The organism is Streptomyces sp. SAJ15 (assembly GCF_007595705.1).
Lineage (GTDB): Bacteria > Actinomycetota > Actinomycetes > Streptomycetales > Streptomycetaceae > Streptomyces.
This window is the reverse complement of record NZ_NISY01000002.1, coordinates 681,013-699,654: the sequence shown is the minus strand read 5'-3', so window position 1 is coordinate 699,654 and position 18,642 is coordinate 681,013. Positions and strand designations below refer to the sequence as shown.

The window sequence follows — 18,642 nt, the reverse complement described above, 5'->3', positions numbered from 1 at the left end:
CCCCTCGCTGCCCGCGGCCTCAGTCGCTCGGGCGTCCCGAGGTGACCGCGTAGAACGCGACGGCGGCCGCGGCGCCCACGTTGAGCGAGTCGACGCCGTGCGCCATCGGGATGCGCACCCACTCGTCAGCGGCCATCAGGGCCTGGCGGGACAGCCCGTCGCCCTCCGCGCCCAGCATCAGGGCGACCCGCTCCAGTCGGTGCGGGGCGGCCTCGTCGATGGCCGTGGCCTTCGCGTCCGGGGTCAGCGCGAGCAGGCTGAACCCGGCGTCACGGACCGCGTCCAGGCCCCGCGGCCAGGTCTCCAGACGCGCGTACGGGACGGAGAAGACGGCGCCCATCGACACCTTGACCGACCGCCGGTAGAGCGGGTCCGCGCAGTCCGGGGAGAGCAGCACCGCGTCCATGCCCAGCGCCGCCGCGCTGCGGTACACGGCGCCGATGTTGGCGTGGTCGTTGACGGACTCCAGGATGACGACGCGCCGCGCGGTGGCGAGGAGTTCCGCCGCGCCCGGCAGCGGCTTGCGCCGCATCGAGGCGAGCGCGCCGCGGTGCACGTGGTAGCCGGTCACGCGCTCGGCCACCGCGGGGCTGACCGCGTAGACGGGAGCGGGGACCTCGTCGATGACGTCCCGCATCACATCGACCCACTTCGCCGAGAGGAGCATCGAGCGCATCTCGTACCCGGCCTGACGGGCCCGCCGGATCACCTTCTCGCCCTCGGCGATGAACAGGCCCTCTTCCGGCTCGCGCCGGCGCCGCAGTTCGACGTCGGTCAGCCCGACGTAGTCGCTCAGCCGCGGGTCGTCCGCGTCCTCGATGGTGATGAGTTCAGCCACAGGGTGATACTGCCTTGTCCTGGTTGTGGTGCCAACGCCGGCCACGGGCCCGCGTCACCGGCGGTTACTTGAGCGGGTCGGAGCCCAGCGCGACGACGTCGCCGATCACGATGACCGCCGGCGGCCGCACGCCCTCCGCCACCACCGTCTCCCCCACCGTCGCCAGGGTCGCGTCCACGCGCCGCTGGGACGCGGTGGTGCCCTCCTGGACCACGGCGACCGGGGTGTCCGCCTCCTTGCCGTGCTCGATCAGCGCGGCGGCGATGGCGGCTATCTTCTCCACCGCCATGAGCAGCACCAGGGTGCCGCGCAGCCTGGCCAGCGCCGACCAGTCCACCAGCGAACGCGGGTCGTCGGGGGCGACGTGCCCGCTGACCACGGTGAACTCGTGGGCCACGCCGCGGTGGGTGACCGGGATCCCCACCGCGCCCGGCACGCTGATGGAGCTGGAGATGCCGGGGACCACGGTGCAGGCGATGCCGGCCTCGGCCAGCGCCTCGACCTCCTCCAGCCCCCGACCGAAGACGAACGGGTCGCCGCCCTTGAGTCGCACCACGGCCTTGCCCGCCTTGGCGTGCTCGATCAGCGCGTTGTTGATGGCCTCCTGGGCCATGAAACGGCCGTACGGGATCTTCGCCGCGTCGATCACCTCGACATGCGGCGGCAGTTCGTCCAGCAGGTCCCTCGGGCCCAGCCGGTCGGCGATCACCACGTCCGCCTCGGCCAGCAGCCGTCGCCCGCGCACCGTGATCAGGTCCGGGTCGCCCGGACCGCCGCCGACCAGCGCCACCCCCGGCACCCGGGTCCTGCGGTGCGGCGCCGCGAGGGTGCCGTCCCGCAGCCCCTCGACCACCGCGTCCCGCACCGCGGCGCTCCGGCGGGGGTCGCGCCCGGTCAGCACGGCCACCGTCACACCCTCGCTGCGCCCGGTGGCGGGCGTCCACGCCGAGGCGGCCTCGGCGTCGTCGGAGCGCACACACCACACCCGGCGCGCCTCGGCCTCCGCCGACGCCGCCGCGTTGGCCTCCGGGTCGTCGGTGGTGATCAGGGCGTACCAGGCGCCCTCGAAGTCGCCGTCCCGGTAGCGGCGGCGCTCCCAACGGAGCTCTCCGGCGTCCACCATCGCCTCCACGGACGCGGTGGCCGACGGGGAGACCAGCAGGATGTCCGCGCCGGCCGCGATCAGTGCGGGGAGTCGACGCTGCGCGACCTGACCGCCGCCGAGCACGACGACACGCCGACCGGTCAGGCGCAGGCCAACGGGGTAAGCGGAGTTCTCGGGCATGGCGGTGCGGCTCTCCTCATACGGTGGCGCTGGCCGCTGCGGCGCTGAAGCGGCAGGTCAGGTGTGGGCCCCACCCTACGGCCTGCGGCCGGGGCCCGACCGTCCCCGTACCCGGGGCCCGATCCCCGGGAACACCCGCCCCCGTCGGCAGGCCCCTCGGGGATGGCCGGGAGACGGCGTGAGGGGGCGGGGCCCGGCCCACCACGGATCGGGACCGACCCACCGCACACGGCGGCGCGAGGCGCACACCGCGGCGGGGCCGGGCCCGGCCGGGGTCAGGTCGGGTCAGCTCTTCTCGGTGACGCCCGCCGAGTCGAACGTGGCCACCTCGTGCATGGCCCGCGCCGCGCTCTGGACCACCGGCAGCGCCAGCAGCGCGCCGGTGCCCTCGCCGAGCCGCAGGTCGAGGTCGACCAGCGGCCGGAGCCCCAGCTTGGTCAGCGCGGCCACATGCCCCGGCTCGGCGCTGCGGTGCCCCGCGATGCAGGCCGCCAGCGCCTCGGGGGCGATCGCCCGGGCCACCAGCGCCGCCGCGCCCGCGCTCACCCCGTCCAGGATGACCGGGGTGCGCAGCGAGGCGCCGCCCAGCACCATGCCGACGATCGCCGCGTGCTCCAGGCCGCCCACGGCCGCGAGCACCCCGATGGGGTCGGCGGGGTCGGGCTGGTGCAGCTCCAGCGCGCGCCGCACGACGTCGATCTTGCGGGCGTGCATCTCGTCGTTGATGCCGGTGCCACGACCGGTGATCTCGGCCGGATCGGCGCCGGTGTAGACCGAGATGAGGGCGGCCGAGACCGTGGTGTTGGCGATGCCCATCTCGCCGGTGAGCAGGGCCTTGTTGCCCGCCGCGACCAGGTCCCGCGCGGTCTCGATGCCGACCTCGATGGCCCGCAGCGCCTCCTCGCGGCTCATCGCGGGGCCGACGGTGAAGTCGTCGGTGCCCGCGCGCACCTTGCGCGGCAGCAGCCCCGGCGTGCTGGGCAGCTCGCTGGCGACGCCGACGTCGACGATGCACACCTCGGCGCCGACCTGGTTGGCGAAGGCGTTGCAGACCGCGCCGCCGCCGAGGAAGTTCGCGACCATCTGGCCGGTGACCTCCTTGGGCCAGGCGGTGACGCCCTGGGCGTGCACCCCGTGGTCACCCGCGAAGATCGCCACAGCGGCGGGCTCCGGGATCGGCGGCGGGCACTGCCGGGACAGCCCGCTGAGCTGCGCGGAGATGATCTCCAGCATGCCCAGCGCCCCGGACGGCTTGGTCATCCGCTTCTGCCGCTCCCACGCCTCGCCGAGCGCCTTGGCGTCCAGCGGGCGGATGCCCCGGAGGGTCTCCTGGAGCAGGTCGTGCGGGTCCTCGCCGGGCAGCGCGCGCCGCCCGTAGGTCTCCTCATGGACCACCCACGACAGCGGCCGCCGCTTGGACCAGCCGGCCTGCATCAGCTCGGGCTCGTCGGGGAACTCGTCGACGTATCCGACGCAGAGGTAGGCCACGACCTCGAGGTGCTCGGGCAGTCCGAGCTCGCGCACCATCTCGCGCTCGTCGAAGAAGCTGACCCAGCCCACGCCGAGCCCCTCCGCGCGCGCGGCGAGCCAGAGGTTCTCCACGGCGAGCGCCGAGGAGTACGGCGCCATCTGCGGCTGGGTGTGACGGCCCAGGGTGTGTCGGCCGCCCCGGGTCGGGTCGGCGGTGACGACGATGTTGACCGGGGTGTCGAGGATCGCCTCGATCTTCAGTTCCTTGAACTGCTTGGCCCGCGCCTTCGGCAGGGACTTGGCGTACGCCTCGCGCTGGCGCATGGCCAGCTCGTGCATGGCTCGCCGGGTCTCCGCGGAGCGGATGACGACGAAGTCCCACGGCTGCGAGTGCCCCACGCTGGGCGCGGTGTGCGCGGCCTCCAGGACGCGCAGCAGCACCTCGTGCGGGATGGGGTCGTTACGGAAGCCGTTGCGGATGTCGCGACGCTCCCGGATCACGCGGTGCACGGCGGCGCGCTCGGCCTCGCCGAAGCCCTCCGCGGGCGGGGTGAGGGGGACGGACTCCGGGTCGGCCTCCTCGGCCCCGTCCGCTCCCGCCGCCATGTCGCCCACGGCCACCGCGTCGACCCCGTCGAGCACGACGGTCTCGGCCGCCGCGGCCTCGGCGAGGGCCTCGTCGACGACCTCGGCGATGTCCTCGCCGACGGCCTCCGTGACCGGCGCCTCGACGGCCTGCTCCGCGACGGCCCGCTCCTCGGCGGCCTGCTCCTCGAGCCCGCCCTCGGGAGTGGCGGTCTCCTGGCCCGCGGTCTCCGGGCCCGCGGCGTCGCCCGCGCTGGCGACCGACTCCGCGGGGGCCACCGGCCCGGCGGGCGCCTGCTCCGCCTCGGTCGGTGCTCCGGCGGCCGCGTCGCCCTCGGCCGGCGCCTCGGCAGCCGCGCCACCGGCGGCCGGAGTGGCCGCTTCCGCGGGGGCCGTCGGCGCGGCGGCCGCGTCCGGGGCCGCCTCGACGGCGGGAACCGGCTCCGCGGAGGCCGCGGCCACAGCGGCCTCGTCCGCGGGTGCCGCCCCCTGGTCGGCGGCCGGTTCGGCCGGTACCTGGGCGGCCTCACCGGCCGCGCTCTCCACCGCGGCGCCGGCGGCGGCCGTGGCCGCCTCCTCCGCGCCCTGCCCGTTGTCTATCGAGTCCTCCAGGGAAAGGGGGTCCGCGACGCCCTCCACGATCTGCTCGGGCTGCGGAATCTGTTCGGCCTGCGGGCCCGGCACCTGGCCGCTCTCCGGCGCCGGCCGCGGCACCACCGCGTCGGGGGCACCGCCCTGGGCGGGAAGAGGCAGCGGCTGGGCCGGGACCTGGTCCACGGTGGCGGGCTCGTCCGCCGCCTGAGCGGGCACGAACGCGGCCACGGGCGGGGCGACCTCCTCCGCGGGAGCGGGAGCGGCGGCTGCCTCCGGGGCAGCCGCCGCGGCGGGCCCGTGCGCCGCCGTAGCGTCGGCGTCGGCGACGGCGGCGGCGTCGGCACCATCCTCGACGCCGCTCTCCGCACCGGTCGCGGCAGCGGTCTCGGCGACCGCGCCGTCGGTCACGGCGGCGTCGGCTCCGGCGACGGCTTCGGCTCCGGCTCCGGCTCCGGCTCCGGCTCCGGCGGCATCGGAGACATCGGCGGCCGCGGCCGGTTCCACCGCGGAGGCGGCGGCCTCGGTCGGGTCGGCGGCCTCGGGGCTCGGCGCGGGGTCATCGCTCGGCGCGGGCTCGGCGACCGGAGCGGCCCCGGCCGCCGACTGCCCCGGCGGCACGACGGCCTCGGGGCTTGAGGCGGCGGGCGCCGGCGCCTCCGGGGCGGCCACGGCCTCCGCGGGCACCGGGGCCTCGGCAGGCGCGGCGGCCTCCGGGGCCTCCACCGCGGCGGGCGTCTGCTCGCCCGCGGGATCGGCGGCGGCCGCGGGAACGGCGACGGCCTCGGCGGACACGGGGCCACCGGCACCGGCCGCGCCGGCGTCACCGGCCACGACCTCGGCACCGGCCTCGGCTCCGGAGACGACCTCGGCGCCGGGCCCGGCCGCGGCAGCGGTCAGGTCCTCGGTGGTGGGCGCCCCCTCGGCCGGAGCTCCCCACTCCGCACCCGCCGCCGGCATCGCCCCGACCCCGGCGGGGGCCGGACTTGCGACGGGCACCGGGCCGGCCGGCGGCTGCTCGGCGGTGGTCGCGGCGGCGGGCTCGGTCGGGACCGCGGCTTCCGGCGTCGCCACCGCGTCAGGCGCGGTCGCGGTCGCGGTGGCGGACACGACCACCGGCACGGCACCGGCTTCACCGACGAGGGCCTCGGCGGGAACGGCGACGGCCTCCGCGGGAACCGCCGCCTGGGGGGGAACGACGGCCTCGGCGGGAACGGCTGCCTGGGCGGGTGGGGCGGCGACGGGCTCCGCGGCCGCCGGGGCGGGCGGCACGGCCTCGGCCGGCCGACCGACCGTTTCTGCTGGGCTCGCCGTGGCCGCGGGGGCGGCCGGGGCAACCGGCGCGGGCGCGCCCGGCTGGGGCTGCGCGGACCACGGTTCGGCGGCCACGGGGGCGTCCACGAGCTGCGGCGCGGACAGGTGCCCGGTGTCGTCGCGCGGGATGTCGAGGTATTCGGGACCGCTGGTGGGCGGGCCCTGGATCAGCGAGGACGACACGGACACCGGCGTGCCCTGTGGCACGACGGAGGGCGCGCCGGCCGGGCCGCGGTCGGCCAGGGAGCGCACGACGCCGCCGGTCGGCGTCTCCGGCACCGGCGGACCCATGTGCAGCGGGCGGCGCGGGACTCCGCCGGGCGGGGTGGCGTGGGCCGACACCGGGGCGGTGGGGGCGGGGACCGACGCACCCGCCTGAAGCGGCGAAGCGGGCTGTGGGATGCGGGCTTCGGCGTACTCCACCGGCCCGGACCCCACGCCCGCGTCCTGACCGCCGACGGCGTGTGCCCCGGGCACGGCCGCCCCGGGCGCCGCCACCCCCGCGGTCTGCGGCGGCTGTGGCGGGAACTGCGCCGGCTGGTCCATCCAGGCGCCCTGGGCGCCCGGCATCAGCAGCAGGTCGTCCTCGTCGCCGCCGATGTCGTGCGCCCCCTGGGCGTCCTGCGGGTCGAGGAAGGTGTACGCCCCGGGAGCGGGCGCGGAACCGGCGGCATGCCCCGGGTCTCCGGGGCCGGCCGGCGCGCCGGACCCGACAGGGGCATGATCACCGGGAAGGTGCACGTCTCCGGAGTGCGGCGGAAGTACGGGTTGTCCGCCTGCGTTCTCCGGCAGTCCCTCGCCCGGGACCTGGCCGGTGTCGGTCATGCGTTCCCCTCGCCCATCGCTAGTGCTCCTTCAATTCCGCCTACAGCAAGAACGAGCGTGCGCGGTGCGCGGCACGTTGCACGTTCCTGGTCCTGCCATACCGCAACGCCATCAAGGAGGGGGCGCATTCCGCCCATTGACGAACAAAGCTCCGAACGTCGGGCGGCGGAACAGGCGGTACAACGATCCGCCAGCCTACCTGCCGCGGTACCGGCGCGAGGTCAGGGGTGAGGCCGGTGACCGCACAACAAGAAGCCGACGGCGCGTTCGCGCTCCGCCCACACGCGGGTGTCCAGCTCCACCGACTGCAACAGGGCGCATTCCACGCCATATCCCCCGTCGGCGAGCGCCCTGCCGATCTCCTCGGCCTCGTCGCGGGTGCCCGCGTGCGCCACGATCCGCTCCGGGCGACGCGCCGCGCAGGCGGCCACCACGGCCGCTCCGCCGCCACCGACCCGCACCACGTCCGGCTCCGGAAGGTCCTCCAGCACCTGCGGCGCGATCCCCTGCACGATCTGCATCCGGACGCCGAAGCGGCGGGCCAGGACACCGACGCGACGACACGCCTCCGGGTCCCGGTCGACGGCGATGACCGCCGCGCCGAACCCGGCCGCCTCCACGGCCGCCGCGCCGCTGCCCGCGCCGATGTCCCACACCAGGTCGCCCACGCGCGGCCCGAGACGGGCGAGTTGCGCGGCGCGCAGCTGCGGGGCCTCACCCTCGCCCAGCACGGTGGCGTACGCGGAGGCCGGCAGCGCCCAGCCGCGCACCGGGCCGGGGTAGCCCACCTCGCGCCCCGCCAGCCAGCCCCCGCCCTGCTTGGAGCGGTATCCGGCGCCCTGCGCCGGCGAGGCGGCCGGGGCGGCGCCGCCGATGACGATGACGACGTTCGGATCGCGCCAGGCGTGGTCGGCGACCTTGTCCGAGGTGAGCACGGTCACCTGCTCCTGCGCGGTGCCCAGCGCCTCACAGATGACGAACGTGCGGTGCACGCCCTCCAGCAGCAGCGCCAGTTCGGCCGGTCCGGCGCCCGGCGAGGTGAGCACGGCGACCTTGCCGTGCGCACGGCAGACGTTGACCGCACGCCGCAGGTCGCGGCTGTGGGCGACCACCACATGGGCGTCGTCCCAGGGCATCCCGGCCCGCGCGAAGGCGGCGGCGACCGAGGAGACGGCGGGCACGACCTCGACCTCCAGGCCGTACTCGGGCGCGCGCAGGGTGCGCACGACGCCGAAGTAGCCCGGGTCGCCGTCGGCGAGGACCACGGGGGAACCGCGGTGCTGGGCGATGCGGCGGGCGGCGAGCTCCACGCTGCCGAGGGTGATCCGCTCCGCGCCGGACGGGATCTCCGGCAGCGCCAGATGGTGCGGGGCGCCGGCCACCAGGGTGGCGGCCGCGAGGGCGGAGCGAGCCGCGTCCGTGAGCGGGGAACCGTCCCAACCGATCACCGTGACGCGGTCGGCCATCGTCGTGTGTCTCCCGGGGTTGTCGCAGGTTGGTGGCGAGGCGGCGCACAGCGGGCGCCGGGCGTCGACGCACGGGCGAGAGCGCGCGGGCGCCGGGGCTAGGTGAGCGTACCCCGGCTGGTCCAGACCGAAAGACCGGGTATGACGGCCCGGGGTGGCCGTCGCCGGGCGCCGGAGCACGAGGGTGCGCCGGGCCGCGTGCCGCTGACGCCCCTGGGGCGTGTCAGCGCCGGACCGCGGGGAAGCGCCCGACCGGATACGAGCGCCGCGCCCGCGCCCACCCCGCGCCGGATCGCCGAGGCCGGGCCGGGGCGGTCGGGGCCGTCGGAAGGTGGCGCGGACGTCCGTTCCGCGCGGGGTGGCGTGCGGAGGCGCCGGGGAGGGGGCTCTAGCTCCACTCCGCGAAGCCGGCGTAGCCGAGTTCGCCCGCCAGCTCGCCGAGGCCGCCCTCCAGGTCCTCCGGGAGCAGGCTCCAGATGATGAGGTCGGTGCGGATGTCCGTCCAGCTCCCGTCCTCGGTCTGGGCCCGCGCTATCCAGGCGTTGCGCAGCACGCCCTCGCTGATGCAGCCGACCTTCTGTGCGACCTGCTGGGCGGCGGTGTTGTCGGCGGGCGTGCGCAGCTCGAGCCGTTCGAACTTCTGGTCCCGGAAGAGCCAGCCCGCCACGGCGAGGACGGACTCGGAGGCGTACCCCTCGCCGCGCGCCCAGGGGGCGGTGACATAGGCGATCTCGCTGGCCAGGCAGCGCCGGTCGGTGTTGCGCAGTTGGGCGATGCCCACCAGCCGCTGGGTGAGGAACTCCGTGACGGCGAAGACGATGCCGCGGCCCGAGGTGCGCTCGGCCGGGGCGAGCCGAGTGATCCACTCGCGGGCGTCGGCGGCGGTGTAGGGATGGGGCACCGGCGTCCAGGCGGTGACGAGTTCGTCGTTCATCATGTCCGTGAGCTCGGGGATGTCCGCGAGCTCGAACGGGCGCAGCACCAGCCGGTCCGTGTTGATGGAGATATCCGGGAAGGTGGATGTCATGGGTCGCTCCGTTACCAGGGCCGGGGCCATTGGAAGTGCCCAGCATGCAGCATCGAAGGGCCCCACGTCCCATCGGTTGTGAGGCCCTCGCTGACGCTTCGTCACCGCGCGGACGTCGGTTCAGGCGATCGGGTCGGCACCGACGGCGGTGGCGCCGACGACGAGAGTGTCGCCGGCGCCACCGACAGTCCGCGCGGCCTGAGCCCGCGCCGCACACGGCCAGCCCGAGGGCGCGTGCCGCGACGGCCGTGGGAACGACGAGTTCGCGCAGGGCGCCGCTCCCCCTGTGTTCCCCTGTCCGAGCGCCTCAGAAGGAGGCGATGACGGAGCCCTTGTACTTGTCCTCGATGAACTTCTTCACCTCGGGCGAGGTGAGCAGCTTCTTGAGCTTCAGGACCCGGGCGTCCTTCTCCTTGCCCTCCTTCACGGCCAGGAAGTTGCCGTACGGGTTGTCCTTGGGCGACTCCAGGACCAGCGCGTCCTCGGAGGGCTTGAGGTCGGACTCGATGGCGTAGTTGCCGTTGATCACCGCGGCGTCGAGGTCCTTGAGGGTCCGGGGCAGCGCCGCCGCCTCCAGCTCCTTGAACTCCAGGTCCTTGGGGTTCTTCTCGATGTCGTCCGGGGTGGCCTCGTTGCCGACGCCCTTCTTGAGGGTGATGATGCCGTTGGCGTCCAGCAGCTTGAGGGCGCGGGCCTCGTTGACCGTGTCGTTGGGGATGCCGACGGTCCCGCCCTTCTCCAGGGCGTCGACCGACTTGGCCGTGTCGGAGTACAGGCCCAGGGGCTCCAGGTGCACCGTGACGACGGGCACGATGTGGGTGCCCTTCTTCTTGTTGAAGTCGTCGAGGTAGGGCTGGTTCTGGAAGTAGTTGGCGTCCACCGAGCCGTCCTCGGTCGCCGTGTTCGGCGTGACGTAGTCGGTGAACTCTCTCACCTCCAGCTTCAGCCCCGCCTTCTCCGCCAGGTTGTCCTTGACGTAGGTGAGGATCTCCGCGTGCGGGACCGGGCTCGCGGCGATGACCAGGGGGTCGTTCTCGCCGCTGCCGGACTTCTTGTCGCTTCCGCAGGCGGTGAGCCCGAGGGTGAGGGCGCCGGCGGCGAGAACGGTGGTGGCGATCTTGATGGTGTTACGCACGAAAAGTGCCTTTCTTCCTGGGTGTACCTGGGTGTACGAGGCCGCCGCGGGTGCGGGACGCACCGCGGGTGCTTCGGGGTACGGGGGGGGTGTGTCCTGTTCCGGGGTCCGGCTCAGGTGGTCTCGGTGGATTCGGCGACCGTCGCCGAGGGGGCGGTGGCCCGCTTCTGCGCGGGCACCGAGGCGGACGCGGCCGCCTTGGGCCCGGCCTCCGTCGGGGACGTCTCGCCTGCGGGCTCCGTACCGGACTCGGCCGGGGCCTTCACGGGCTGCGACGTGGACGCCGGCAGCGGCGCCGGGCGGCGCAGCAGCCGCAGCCGCGGGGCCGCCGAGCGACCGCGCCGGGACACGGCGCGGGCGGCGAAGTCGCCGATGAACTGGATGACGGCGATCACCACGGCGAGGATGCCGACGATGATCCACATCAGTTCGTTCTCGAACCGCAGATAGCCGTAGCGGATGGCCAGATCGCCCAGGCCGCCGCCGCCGACGGTGCCGGCCATCGCCGAGTAGCCCAGCAGCGCGACGATGGTGGTGGTCGCGCTGGAGATCAGCGACGGCAGCGACTCGGGCAGCAGCACCTTGCGGACGACGGTCCAGGTGGAGCCGCCCATCGACTGCACCGCCTCGACCAGCCCCGGGTCCACCTCGCGCACCGAGGTCTCCACCAGCCGGGCGAAGAACGGGATGGCGCCGATCGACAGCGGCACGATCGCGGCGTCCGGGCCGATGGTGGTGCCGACCACCCAGCGGGTGACGGACATCAGCGCGACCATGAGGATCACGAACGGCATCGAGCGCGCGATGTTGACGGTCTGTCCGAGGACCTTGTTGACCACCACGTTCTGCAGCAGCCCGCCGCGGTCGGTCAGCACCAGCAGCACACCGAGCGGCAGTCCGCCCAGGATGGCGATCAGCGCCGACCAGCCGACCATGTGGAAGGTCTCGTCACCCGCCTGCTCCAGCAGCGGCTGCATCTCCGACCAGGTCACTTGGCACCATCCTTCAGCAGCTCGGCCCCGGCCGCCCCGGCCACGGCTCCGGCGTCGGCGGCGTCGGCCGCCACGTCCGCCACCTCGACATGCAGTCCCTGCTCGCGCAGGTAGCCGATCGGCACCACGTTCTCCTCGAACCGGCCGGGCAGCTCGATGCGCATCCGGCCGACCTGCTTCCCACCCACGGTGTCCATGGCGGCACCGAGGATGGAGATGTCGATGTTGTAGGTACGGGCGAGCTCGGAGATGACCGGCCGGGTGGCGGCCTCCCCCTGGAAGGTGACGTCCACGACGGTGCGGTCCGGGCCGGAGGGCTGACCGCCCACCGGGAACAGCGCCTGCGCCAGCTCCGAGCCCGGAGTGGCCAGCAGCCCGGCGACCGTGCCGGACTCCACGATCCGTCCGCGCCGCATCAGCGCGGCCGAGTCGCAGATGGTCTTGACGACGTCCATCTCGTGCGTGATCAGCAGCACGGTCAGGCCGAGTTGCTGGTTGAGGTCGCGCAGCAGCTGGAGGATGGAGCGGGTGGTCTCGGGGTCGAGCGCGCTGGTCGCCTCGTCGGAGAGCAGCACCTTCGGGTCGCCGGCGAGCGCCCGGGCGATGCCGACCCGCTGCTTCTGACCGCCGGAGAGCTGCGCCGGGTAGGCCCTGGCCTTGTCGGCGAGGCCCACCAGGTCCAGCAGCTCCAGCGCCTTGCGGGAGCGCTCCCGGCCGGAGACCCCCAGGATCTCCAGCGGCAGCTCGATGTTGTCCTGGACGGTCCGCGAGGAGATCAGGTTGAAGTGCTGGAAGACCATGCCGATGCGGGTACGGGCCTCGCGCAGCGCCTTGCCGGCGCGCGGGCCGCGCCCGGCCAGCGTGGTCAGGTCCTGGCCGGCCACGGCGACCGTGCCGGAGCTGGGGCGCTCCAGCAGGTTCACGCAGCGGATGAGGGTGGACTTGCCGGCGCCGCTCTGGCCGAGGACGCCGTACACCTCTCCCTCGCGGACGTGGAGGTCGACGCCGTCGAGGGCGGCGACCTCGCGGCCTCGTGAGCGGTAGACCTTGGTCAGGCCCGTAGTGGTGATCACAGGGTTTCCGTCACTGTCGAGTGCGCGGCGGTCATACCGCCGCACACGGGGCACATCGATTACGGAACGCGGCATGCGGAGATCCCGACGGGCGCGGTGGCGCGGGTGCGGGTTTCCGTGACGCGGGGCGGGCGCGATGCGATACGGCTACGTCGTCGTATCGCCGCGGCGAAAGAAGTCTCGCTTCGGGGCGCGAGGCAGGCAGGGGCCCTCAGCAGTCACACATTCGACACATACAACGAGCACCGGGCGCTTCGATCGCCTCGGTCGCAAGGGTGCGGGTGCTCGTCGTGGTCATGCGGGCAAGTAAAGCAGACAAGGTGATGGACCGATCAACTATGTCCAGATAGCGGACAGGAGCGATCACCTTATGGACAACAGTGACGCCTGACGGTCCGCCGACAGCCCCCGCCCACCCACGGTGACCTGCGCGAACACCGACGCCCCGACCGCCGGGAGAGCGGCCGCGACGGTGCCGGAGCACCGCCTGTGGCCAATGCCACGGCCCGCCGTAGAGCGCCCCGAGACAGGGCGGGCGCCCTCCGCCGGGAGGCCCCCGGGCCCGGTGGCAGGCCGCGGGAGGGGGGGTCGGGGGGCGGCCTTCGCCAGGGCCAGGAGCACGGGGGCGGGCGCGGCGCGATATGTCCCGCGGCTTAGAGTTTTCCCATGCTTGTCACGCCCTGTGTGCGCCGCCACCGCCGCCCCGAGCGGAGGCCCCGGTGATCGACGCGCTGACGGTCGCGGTCGCGGTGACCGCCCTCGCCCTGGCCGCGTGGTGCGGGTTCGCCGCCTACCGCGATGAGCCGACCAAGGACTGGCACTTCATCGGCATGGCCGTGGTGACCGTACTGGCCCTGATCCAACTGGTCGTCGGCATAGTGCGGTTGGCCCGCGGGGAGCAGCCCGATCAGGGCACGGCGATCTTCGTCGCCTATCTCGTCGGCTCGGCCTGCGCGATTCCGGCCGGCGGACTGATGTCGCTGACCGAGCGCACCCGCTGGGGTTCGGCGACCGTGGCGGCCCTCGCCGTGGTGCTGGCCGTGCTCGAAGTGCGGCTCTTCGACATCTGGGGAGGCGTAAGTGCCTGAGCTGCCCGAATCCACGGAGTCCGCACCGGCGGCCGCGGCCGCCGCGCCGCGGCCGGCCCCCCGCGCCGGCGGGCTCGGCCAGGGCCCGGGCCGGCTGCTGGTGACGCTGTACGGGGTCTTCACGGTGGCGGCCGCGTCCCGGTCGATCTACCAGCTGATCGCGCAGTACGAGGAGGCGCCGCTGGCGTACGTCCTCTCGGCGGTCTCCGCCGCCGTGTACGCCTTCATCACGCTCTCCCTGGTGCGCGGCGGCGAGGGCGCCCGCAGGGTGGCCGTCGTCTGCTGCGCCGCCGAGCTGATCGGCGTGCTCACGGTGGGCACCTGGACGCTGCTGGACCGCTCCGCCTTCCCCGACGAGACGGTGTGGTCGGACTACGGCATGGGCTATCTGTTCATTCCGATCTTCCTGCCGGTGACCGGGCTGATCTGGCTGCGCAAGGCCCGCCGGGAGAGCTGACTCCCGACGGGCCCGAGGGGCGCTCGGTGCTCGACACCCACGGCATCGCGTGGATCAGCCGCCGATCGGCCGCGGACCAGGCGCCGACGCCCGCGCGGTGAGGCGCCGGGTCCGAAGCCGGTCAGGCGTCGAGGCCGAGCCGGTGAGGCATCGAGGCCGCAGCCGGTCAGGCGCCGAGGCCGCAGCCGGTCAGGCGCTGACGGCCAGGGCGGGCGCCGCGGCGGCCTTCTCCAGCCGCACCAGGCTCAGGCGCCGGCTGATCTGCTCGGTACCGACCTGTGCGTACCCGCAGCGGCGGTACAGACGCAGATTGCCGTCGCTGCGGTGGCCGGTGAACAGCCGGTAGCGGGTGGCGGCCCGCTCCGCCGCCAGCCGTTCCTCGATCGCCGCCAGCAGCCGGCCGCCGAGGCCGTGCCGCTGCATCCGGGGGTGCACGATCAGCTTGGCGATGGCCCCGATGCCGTCGTCGTCGACGACGCCCCGCACCGAGCCGACGACCTCCTCGCCGAGCCGGGCCACGAGCACACAGCCCTGGCCCAGTTCGGCGCGGAGGTCGTCGAGGGACTGGGTCAACGGCTCGATCGAGTAGTCGTTGTAGAGCTCCGCCTCACGCTGGTAGCAGAGGTACTGGAGCTTGAGGATCTGCTCGGCGTCGCGATCGGTCGCATCAGAAATGGTCACACTCATGCCCATGTTCCGCATGCCTCCCCATGTCGGTCCGGCCGTCGATGAGGGTGAGGGTACGGCCGGATGAAGTGCCCTGGCCGGAGGCGCCGCGAGGGTGCGCGACGGCTCCGAGGCGCCGATTGTCTAACGCTCCTTTCCCCAGAGTTCAGGAGCCGCAACCTCCGCCATCAGCATTCTGCGCAGGCATCCCAGACAACGGGAACGTACCGGGCCCAAGCTCCCCTGTGAGATTCCCAACGCGCCCGCGATCTCCCGGTATGTGGGGTCCGAACGGGACATCAGCGCGCTCAGCAGCCCGGGGCAGCGACCCGGCAGCCGGCGCACCGCGGCGTGCAACGCCCGGCGCCGCTCGGCCTCCAGCGCCCGGCGCTCCGCGCAGCTTTCCGGACCGCTCGGCGGACCGTCGGCGACCGGGTCGTACGGCACCTCCCGGAGCGCCCGGCGCCGGGCGCCGCGCGCCTCGGCCCGCACGGCGGAGCGCAGCCACCGCGCGGGCTGCTGCGGCGGCCCCGAGGCGCGGGTGTGCTCCAGCAGCCGCAGCCACACCCCCTGTTCGAGGTCGGCGGGTTCGACGCCCGCGCCGGGCGCCTCAGCGGCGGCCTCGGCGGCGAGCAGGGGGCGGAGTTCCTCCAGAAGGTCCATGCCGGGCGGGACGTGGCTCCGTCGGGGCGCGGTTGCCGCCGCGACCACGCCCCACCCGACCGGGTGAGCCGGCGCCAGTCCTTGACGGGTAGCACTGTCTACCTGCCGTTTTGTCGACCTGTCGGCAGGAGCGGCGGGCGGTCGACCGCCCGCCGTCACCCGTGGATCCGAGGCGCTATCGGCCCTTGCGGAACTCCTCACGCGCCAGCAGCGCGGTGTCCGGGTTGTCGGTGAAGATCCCGTCGATGCCCTGCTCGAAGTAGACCTTCAGCGCCCCGAACGCGTCTCCGTAGGCGTTGGGGTCGGTGCCGCGCCGGAAGTCCAGCGGCAGGAAGGTGTTCTCGTTGCGCAGGGTGTAGGGGTGCAGGATCAGCCCGGCCCGGTGCGCGTCACGCACCAGCGTGGTCGGCTTCCCCAGCTTGCCGCCGGCGTCCCGCGGGATGATCAGCAGCAGGGTGGGGCCGATGCCCTGGGCGAACTCCGCCATCCAGGCCAGACCCTCCGGCTTGACCAGGTCGGCCACCGTGCGCGGGTCGTTCGCCTCGACGAAGTCCCAGGGTCGGGTGTCGGCGGCGTCCAGCAGCACCACCTTGGGGGTGCGCACCAGCTTGTCCAGGCGCTGGATGCTGCTCGGTTCGAAGGACTGCAGGAAGGTCGCCGCGTTCTTCTTGTGACGGCCGTACCTGCGCAGCAGCTTGGCCAGCGGCTCCTCCAGGCCCAGCCCCAGCTTGCGGAAGTAGGTGGGGTGCTTCGTCTCCACGTGCAGCCACACCCGGCGGCCGCGGCGGCGACCCTCACGCTCGGCCCAGCGCAGCACCTCCTCGAAGGTGGGCACGGTCCACCGACCGTCGTAGAGGGTGTTGCGCTGCCGGGTGCCGGGGATGCGCTCCTTGGCGCGCAGCGTCTTCAGCTCGGCGAGGGTGAAGTCCTCGGTGAACCAGCCGGTGAGGCGCTCGCCGTCCACGGTCTTGGTCGTCTTGCGCCCGGCGAACTCCGGGTGGTCGGCCACGTCCGTGGTGGCCGTGATGTCGTTCTCGTGCCGGCAGACCAGGTGACCGTCCTTGGTCGGAACCAGGTCCTGCTCGATGACGTCCGCGCCCATGTCCAGGGCGAGCTGGTACGAGCCTATGGTGTGCTCGGGGCGGTAGCCGCTGGCGCCCCGGTGGCCGATGACGGTCGGCACCGGCAGCTCGTCGTACGAACCGGTCGAGGTCGAGGTGCCGTGTTCCGCGGCCCCCGCGGTACCCGCCCCGCTCAGCACCGCCGCTCCCGCGCCGAGGGCCGCGACCCCCAGGAGGGCGCGACGCCCCGGCTGCTGCTCCTGCTCCATGAGCACTCCTTGTGATGAAGTCCGACACCCGTCGGACGGACGGCCGATCGTAGACACGTTCATCTTTCGTACATGGGACGCACGATGGAACGTGATCAAAACATGGGTCAACACTGCGTATCGACTCCGTTAACCCGGCGTGCGGGCGGCGCGAACCGGCGAGTATGGTCCTCACCTGTGCTGGTGTGCGGTGGACACTCCGTACGCCCGGCACCTCATCGACGACTACGACCGGAGGACCCGTTGTCCCGCACTTTCCTCAAGGCGGTCCTGGGGCTGCTCATGCGCGTCCTGTACCGCCCGCGCGTCGAGGGAGTGGAGCGCATCCCGGACAGCGGTCCGGTGATCCTGGCCGGGAACCACGTCACCTTCATCGACTCGATGTTCCTGTCGCTGATCGTGAAGCGGCCGGTGTACTTCATCGGCAAGGACGAGTACGTCACCGGCAAGGGCGTCAAGGGCCGGCTGATGGCCTGGTTCTTCACCACCGCCGGCATGATCCCGGTGGACCGGGACGGCGGCCACGGCGGCGTCGCCGCGCTGATGACCGGACGTCGGGTGCTGGAGGAGGGCAAGGCGTTCGGGATCTACCCCGAGGGCACCCGCTCCCCCGACGGCCGGCTCTACCGCGGCCGCACCGGGATCGCCCGGCTGGCGCTGATGACCGGCGCCCCGGTGGTTCCGTTCGCGATGATCGGCACCGACCGGGTGCAGCCGAACGGCCGCGGCATGCCCCGCATCGCGCCGGTCACGGTCCGCTTCGGCGAGCCGCTGGACTTCACCCGGTACGAGGGCATGGACCGCGACCGCTATGTGCTCCGTGCGGTGACCGACGAGGTCATGAGCGAGGTCATGGGCCTCTCCGGCCAGGAGTACGTGGACGTGTACGCCACCAAGGCCAAGGCCGCCTGACGACTCCTCGACGAGTGGGGGGTGGCCTCGGGGCCACCCCCCACTCGTCTCACAGGCTGAGGCAGCGCGGCTGGAAGTCCGGGTCGGCCGGGCCGACCCGGTCCAACGCGTTCAGCACCCACTGCGCCACCACCGGGTCCTTGGTGGCCTGGTCGTGCATGAACGGGTCGAGCGGGCAGCGGTCCTGGAGCACCACATTGGTGACGTACTCCTTGGGGCCGTCGAGCAGGGCGCTGGTGTAGGGCACGACGACCTCGTCGTAGCGCGTCGTGACCACCGTGTAGTCCGGCCCTTCCGGGGTCTCGGTGCCGGCGTTGAGCTTGGTCAGCAGCTCGGAGCCGGTCTGCTGGTCGATGCAGGCCGGGCAGAACGCCTTGCCGATCAGCGGGGCCAGCGGGTTGGCCGTGCCGTGGTTGGAGGGCACGATGCCGACCAGGTCGTCCACCTGGTCGGCGCCGCCCAGGAACTTGATGTAGTAGCGCGGCATCATGCCGCCCTGGCTGTGGCCGACCAGGTCCACCTTGGCCGCCCCCGTCGCGGCCCGCACCGCCGCCACGAAGTCCCGGAGTTCACCCGCCGAGTCGGCGATCGGGTCGGTCGCCATACGGCCGTAGTTGAAGGCGAAGACGCAGTAGCCCGCTTTCTTGAGCTTGGGCGAGAGCGTCGCCCAGTTCTCCCGCATCAGCTTGAAGGTGCCGTTGACCAGGACCACCGGCTCCGGGTGGGCCGAATCGGGCTTGCAGGACCAGTCGTTGGCGCCGCGCGGCGGGGCGTCCAGCCCCGAGGCGGCCGCCGGGGCGACATGCCCCGCCAGCGTCAGAGCCGCCACGGCGGCCGCGGCGAACAGCGTGCGAACAGTAGCGCGAATACGCATGATTCCCCCTCATGGTGGCCGCGATCGGGCTCATCGCGGCGGTCGCCTGGG

General features: G+C 73.7%; 15 protein-coding genes. 3 read left to right on the top strand and 12 right to left on the bottom strand.

The window, feature by feature from the left end; translation table 11 throughout:
- Nucleotides 1–19: 19 nt before the first annotated feature.
- The 8 genes from CD790_RS08420 to CD790_RS08385 form a co-directional block, all read right to left on the bottom strand.
- On the bottom strand, nucleotides 20–838 hold the full coding sequence (locus tag CD790_RS08420; protein ID WP_144382407.1) for an RNA methyltransferase: 819 nt from the start codon (nucleotides 836–838) through the stop codon (nucleotides 20–22).
- A 64-nt stretch (nucleotides 839–902) separates the two neighbouring features.
- Nucleotides 903–2,123 carry a uroporphyrinogen-III C-methyltransferase gene (cobA, locus tag CD790_RS08415; protein WP_144382406.1) on the bottom strand — a complete coding sequence of 407 codons (1,221 nt, stop codon included), beginning with the start codon at nucleotides 2,121–2,123 and terminating at the stop codon, nucleotides 903–905.
- A 285-nt stretch (nucleotides 2,124–2,408) separates the two neighbouring features.
- The gene (gene cobT / locus CD790_RS08410; protein WP_144382405.1) at nucleotides 2,409–6,908 is read right to left on the bottom strand and encodes a nicotinate-nucleotide--dimethylbenzimidazole phosphoribosyltransferase; all 4,500 of its coding nucleotides are present in this window, start codon (nucleotides 6,906–6,908) and stop codon (nucleotides 2,409–2,411) included.
- Nucleotides 6,909–7,129: 221 nt separating this feature from the next.
- Nucleotides 7,130–8,374 carry a precorrin-6y C5,15-methyltransferase (decarboxylating) subunit CbiE gene (gene cbiE / locus CD790_RS08405; protein ID WP_144382404.1) on the bottom strand — a complete coding sequence of 415 codons (1,245 nt, stop codon included), beginning with the start codon at nucleotides 8,372–8,374 and terminating at the stop codon, nucleotides 7,130–7,132.
- Between the two features lie 388 nt (nucleotides 8,375–8,762).
- Nucleotides 8,763–9,401 carry a GNAT family N-acetyltransferase gene (locus CD790_RS08400; protein WP_144382403.1) on the bottom strand — a complete coding sequence of 213 codons (639 nt, stop codon included), beginning with the start codon at nucleotides 9,399–9,401 and terminating at the stop codon, nucleotides 8,763–8,765.
- A 307-nt stretch (nucleotides 9,402–9,708) separates the two neighbouring features.
- Nucleotides 9,709–10,536, bottom strand: coding sequence for a MetQ/NlpA family ABC transporter substrate-binding protein (locus CD790_RS08395; protein ID WP_144382402.1), 828 nt, complete (start codon nucleotides 10,534–10,536; stop codon nucleotides 9,709–9,711).
- A 113-nt stretch (nucleotides 10,537–10,649) separates the two neighbouring features.
- Nucleotides 10,650–11,528, bottom strand: a complete 879-nt coding sequence (locus tag CD790_RS08390) for a methionine ABC transporter permease (protein ID WP_144382401.1) — start codon at nucleotides 11,526–11,528, stop codon at nucleotides 10,650–10,652.
- Nucleotides 11,525–12,601, bottom strand: a complete 1,077-nt coding sequence (locus CD790_RS08385; protein WP_144382400.1) for a methionine ABC transporter ATP-binding protein — start codon at nucleotides 12,599–12,601, stop codon at nucleotides 11,525–11,527. The genes CD790_RS08390 and CD790_RS08385 overlap by 4 nt, the downstream gene beginning before the upstream one ends.
- Before the next feature lie 719 nt (nucleotides 12,602–13,320).
- Between CD790_RS08385 and CD790_RS08380 the strand changes: the two genes are divergently transcribed.
- Together CD790_RS08380 and CD790_RS08375 are read left to right on the top strand one after the other, a co-directional pair.
- Nucleotides 13,321–13,689: a hypothetical protein gene (locus CD790_RS08380; protein ID WP_144382399.1), complete on the top strand. Its 369-nt coding sequence runs from the start codon at nucleotides 13,321–13,323 to the stop codon at nucleotides 13,687–13,689.
- Nucleotide 13,690: 1 nt separating this feature from the next.
- On the top strand, nucleotides 13,691–14,146 hold the full coding sequence (locus CD790_RS08375) for a hypothetical protein (protein WP_144382765.1): 456 nt from the start codon (nucleotides 13,691–13,693) through the stop codon (nucleotides 14,144–14,146).
- 189 nt (nucleotides 14,147–14,335) lie between these two features.
- On the opposite strand, the gene CD790_RS08370 is transcribed toward CD790_RS08375, so the two are convergent.
- The 3 genes from CD790_RS08370 to CD790_RS08360 all read right to left on the bottom strand — a co-directional run bounded on the left by CD790_RS08370 (nucleotide 14,336) and on the right by CD790_RS08360 (nucleotide 16,805).
- A complete protein-coding gene (locus CD790_RS08370) occupies nucleotides 14,336–14,839 on the bottom strand; it encodes a GNAT family N-acetyltransferase (protein WP_144382398.1) in 504 nt (167 codons plus the stop codon).
- Nucleotides 14,840–14,956: 117 nt separating this feature from the next.
- On the bottom strand, nucleotides 14,957–15,475 hold the full coding sequence (locus CD790_RS08365; RefSeq protein WP_144382397.1) for a sigma-70 family RNA polymerase sigma factor: 519 nt from the start codon (nucleotides 15,473–15,475) through the stop codon (nucleotides 14,957–14,959).
- A gap of 175 nt (nucleotides 15,476–15,650) precedes the next feature.
- Entirely contained in the window at nucleotides 15,651–16,805 is a 1,155-nt protein-coding gene (locus CD790_RS08360) for a glycerophosphodiester phosphodiesterase (RefSeq protein WP_144382396.1), read from the bottom strand.
- Between the two features lie 243 nt (nucleotides 16,806–17,048).
- Here CD790_RS08360 and CD790_RS08355 point away from each other — a divergent pair, with 243 nt between their 5' ends.
- Nucleotides 17,049–17,717: a 1-acyl-sn-glycerol-3-phosphate acyltransferase gene (locus CD790_RS08355; protein WP_144382395.1), complete on the top strand. Its 669-nt coding sequence runs from the start codon at nucleotides 17,049–17,051 to the stop codon at nucleotides 17,715–17,717.
- 49 nt (nucleotides 17,718–17,766) lie between these two features.
- On the opposite strand, the gene CD790_RS08350 is transcribed toward CD790_RS08355, so the two are convergent.
- A complete protein-coding gene (locus CD790_RS08350; RefSeq protein ID WP_144382394.1) occupies nucleotides 17,767–18,591 on the bottom strand; it encodes an alpha/beta fold hydrolase in 825 nt (274 codons plus the stop codon).
- Nucleotides 18,592–18,642 lie beyond the last annotated feature (51 nt).

Bases quoted from the DNA above. Each gene is read 5' to 3' on its own strand.
- cobA (WP_144382406.1), bottom strand. From the start codon at position 2,123: ATGCCCGAGAACTCCGCTTACCCCGTTGGCCTGCGCCTGACCGGTCGG.
- cobT (WP_144382405.1), bottom strand. From the start codon at position 6,908: ATGACCGACACCGGCCAGGTCCCGGGCGAGGGACTGCCGGAGAACGCA.
- cbiE (WP_144382404.1), bottom strand. From the start codon at position 8,374: ATGGCCGACCGCGTCACGGTGATCGGTTGGGACGGTTCCCCGCTCACG.
- CD790_RS08400 (WP_144382403.1), bottom strand. From the start codon at position 9,401: ATGACATCCACCTTCCCGGATATCTCCATCAACACGGACCGGCTGGTG.
- CD790_RS08370 (WP_144382398.1), bottom strand. From the start codon at position 14,839: ATGGGCATGAGTGTGACCATTTCTGATGCGACCGATCGCGACGCCGAG.
- CD790_RS08365 (WP_144382397.1), bottom strand. From the start codon at position 15,475: ATGGACCTTCTGGAGGAACTCCGCCCCCTGCTCGCCGCCGAGGCCGCC.
- CD790_RS08360 (WP_144382396.1), bottom strand. From the start codon at position 16,805: ATGGAGCAGGAGCAGCAGCCGGGGCGTCGCGCCCTCCTGGGGGTCGCG.
- CD790_RS08350 (WP_144382394.1), bottom strand. From the start codon at position 18,591: ATGCGTATTCGCGCTACTGTTCGCACGCTGTTCGCCGCGGCCGCCGTG.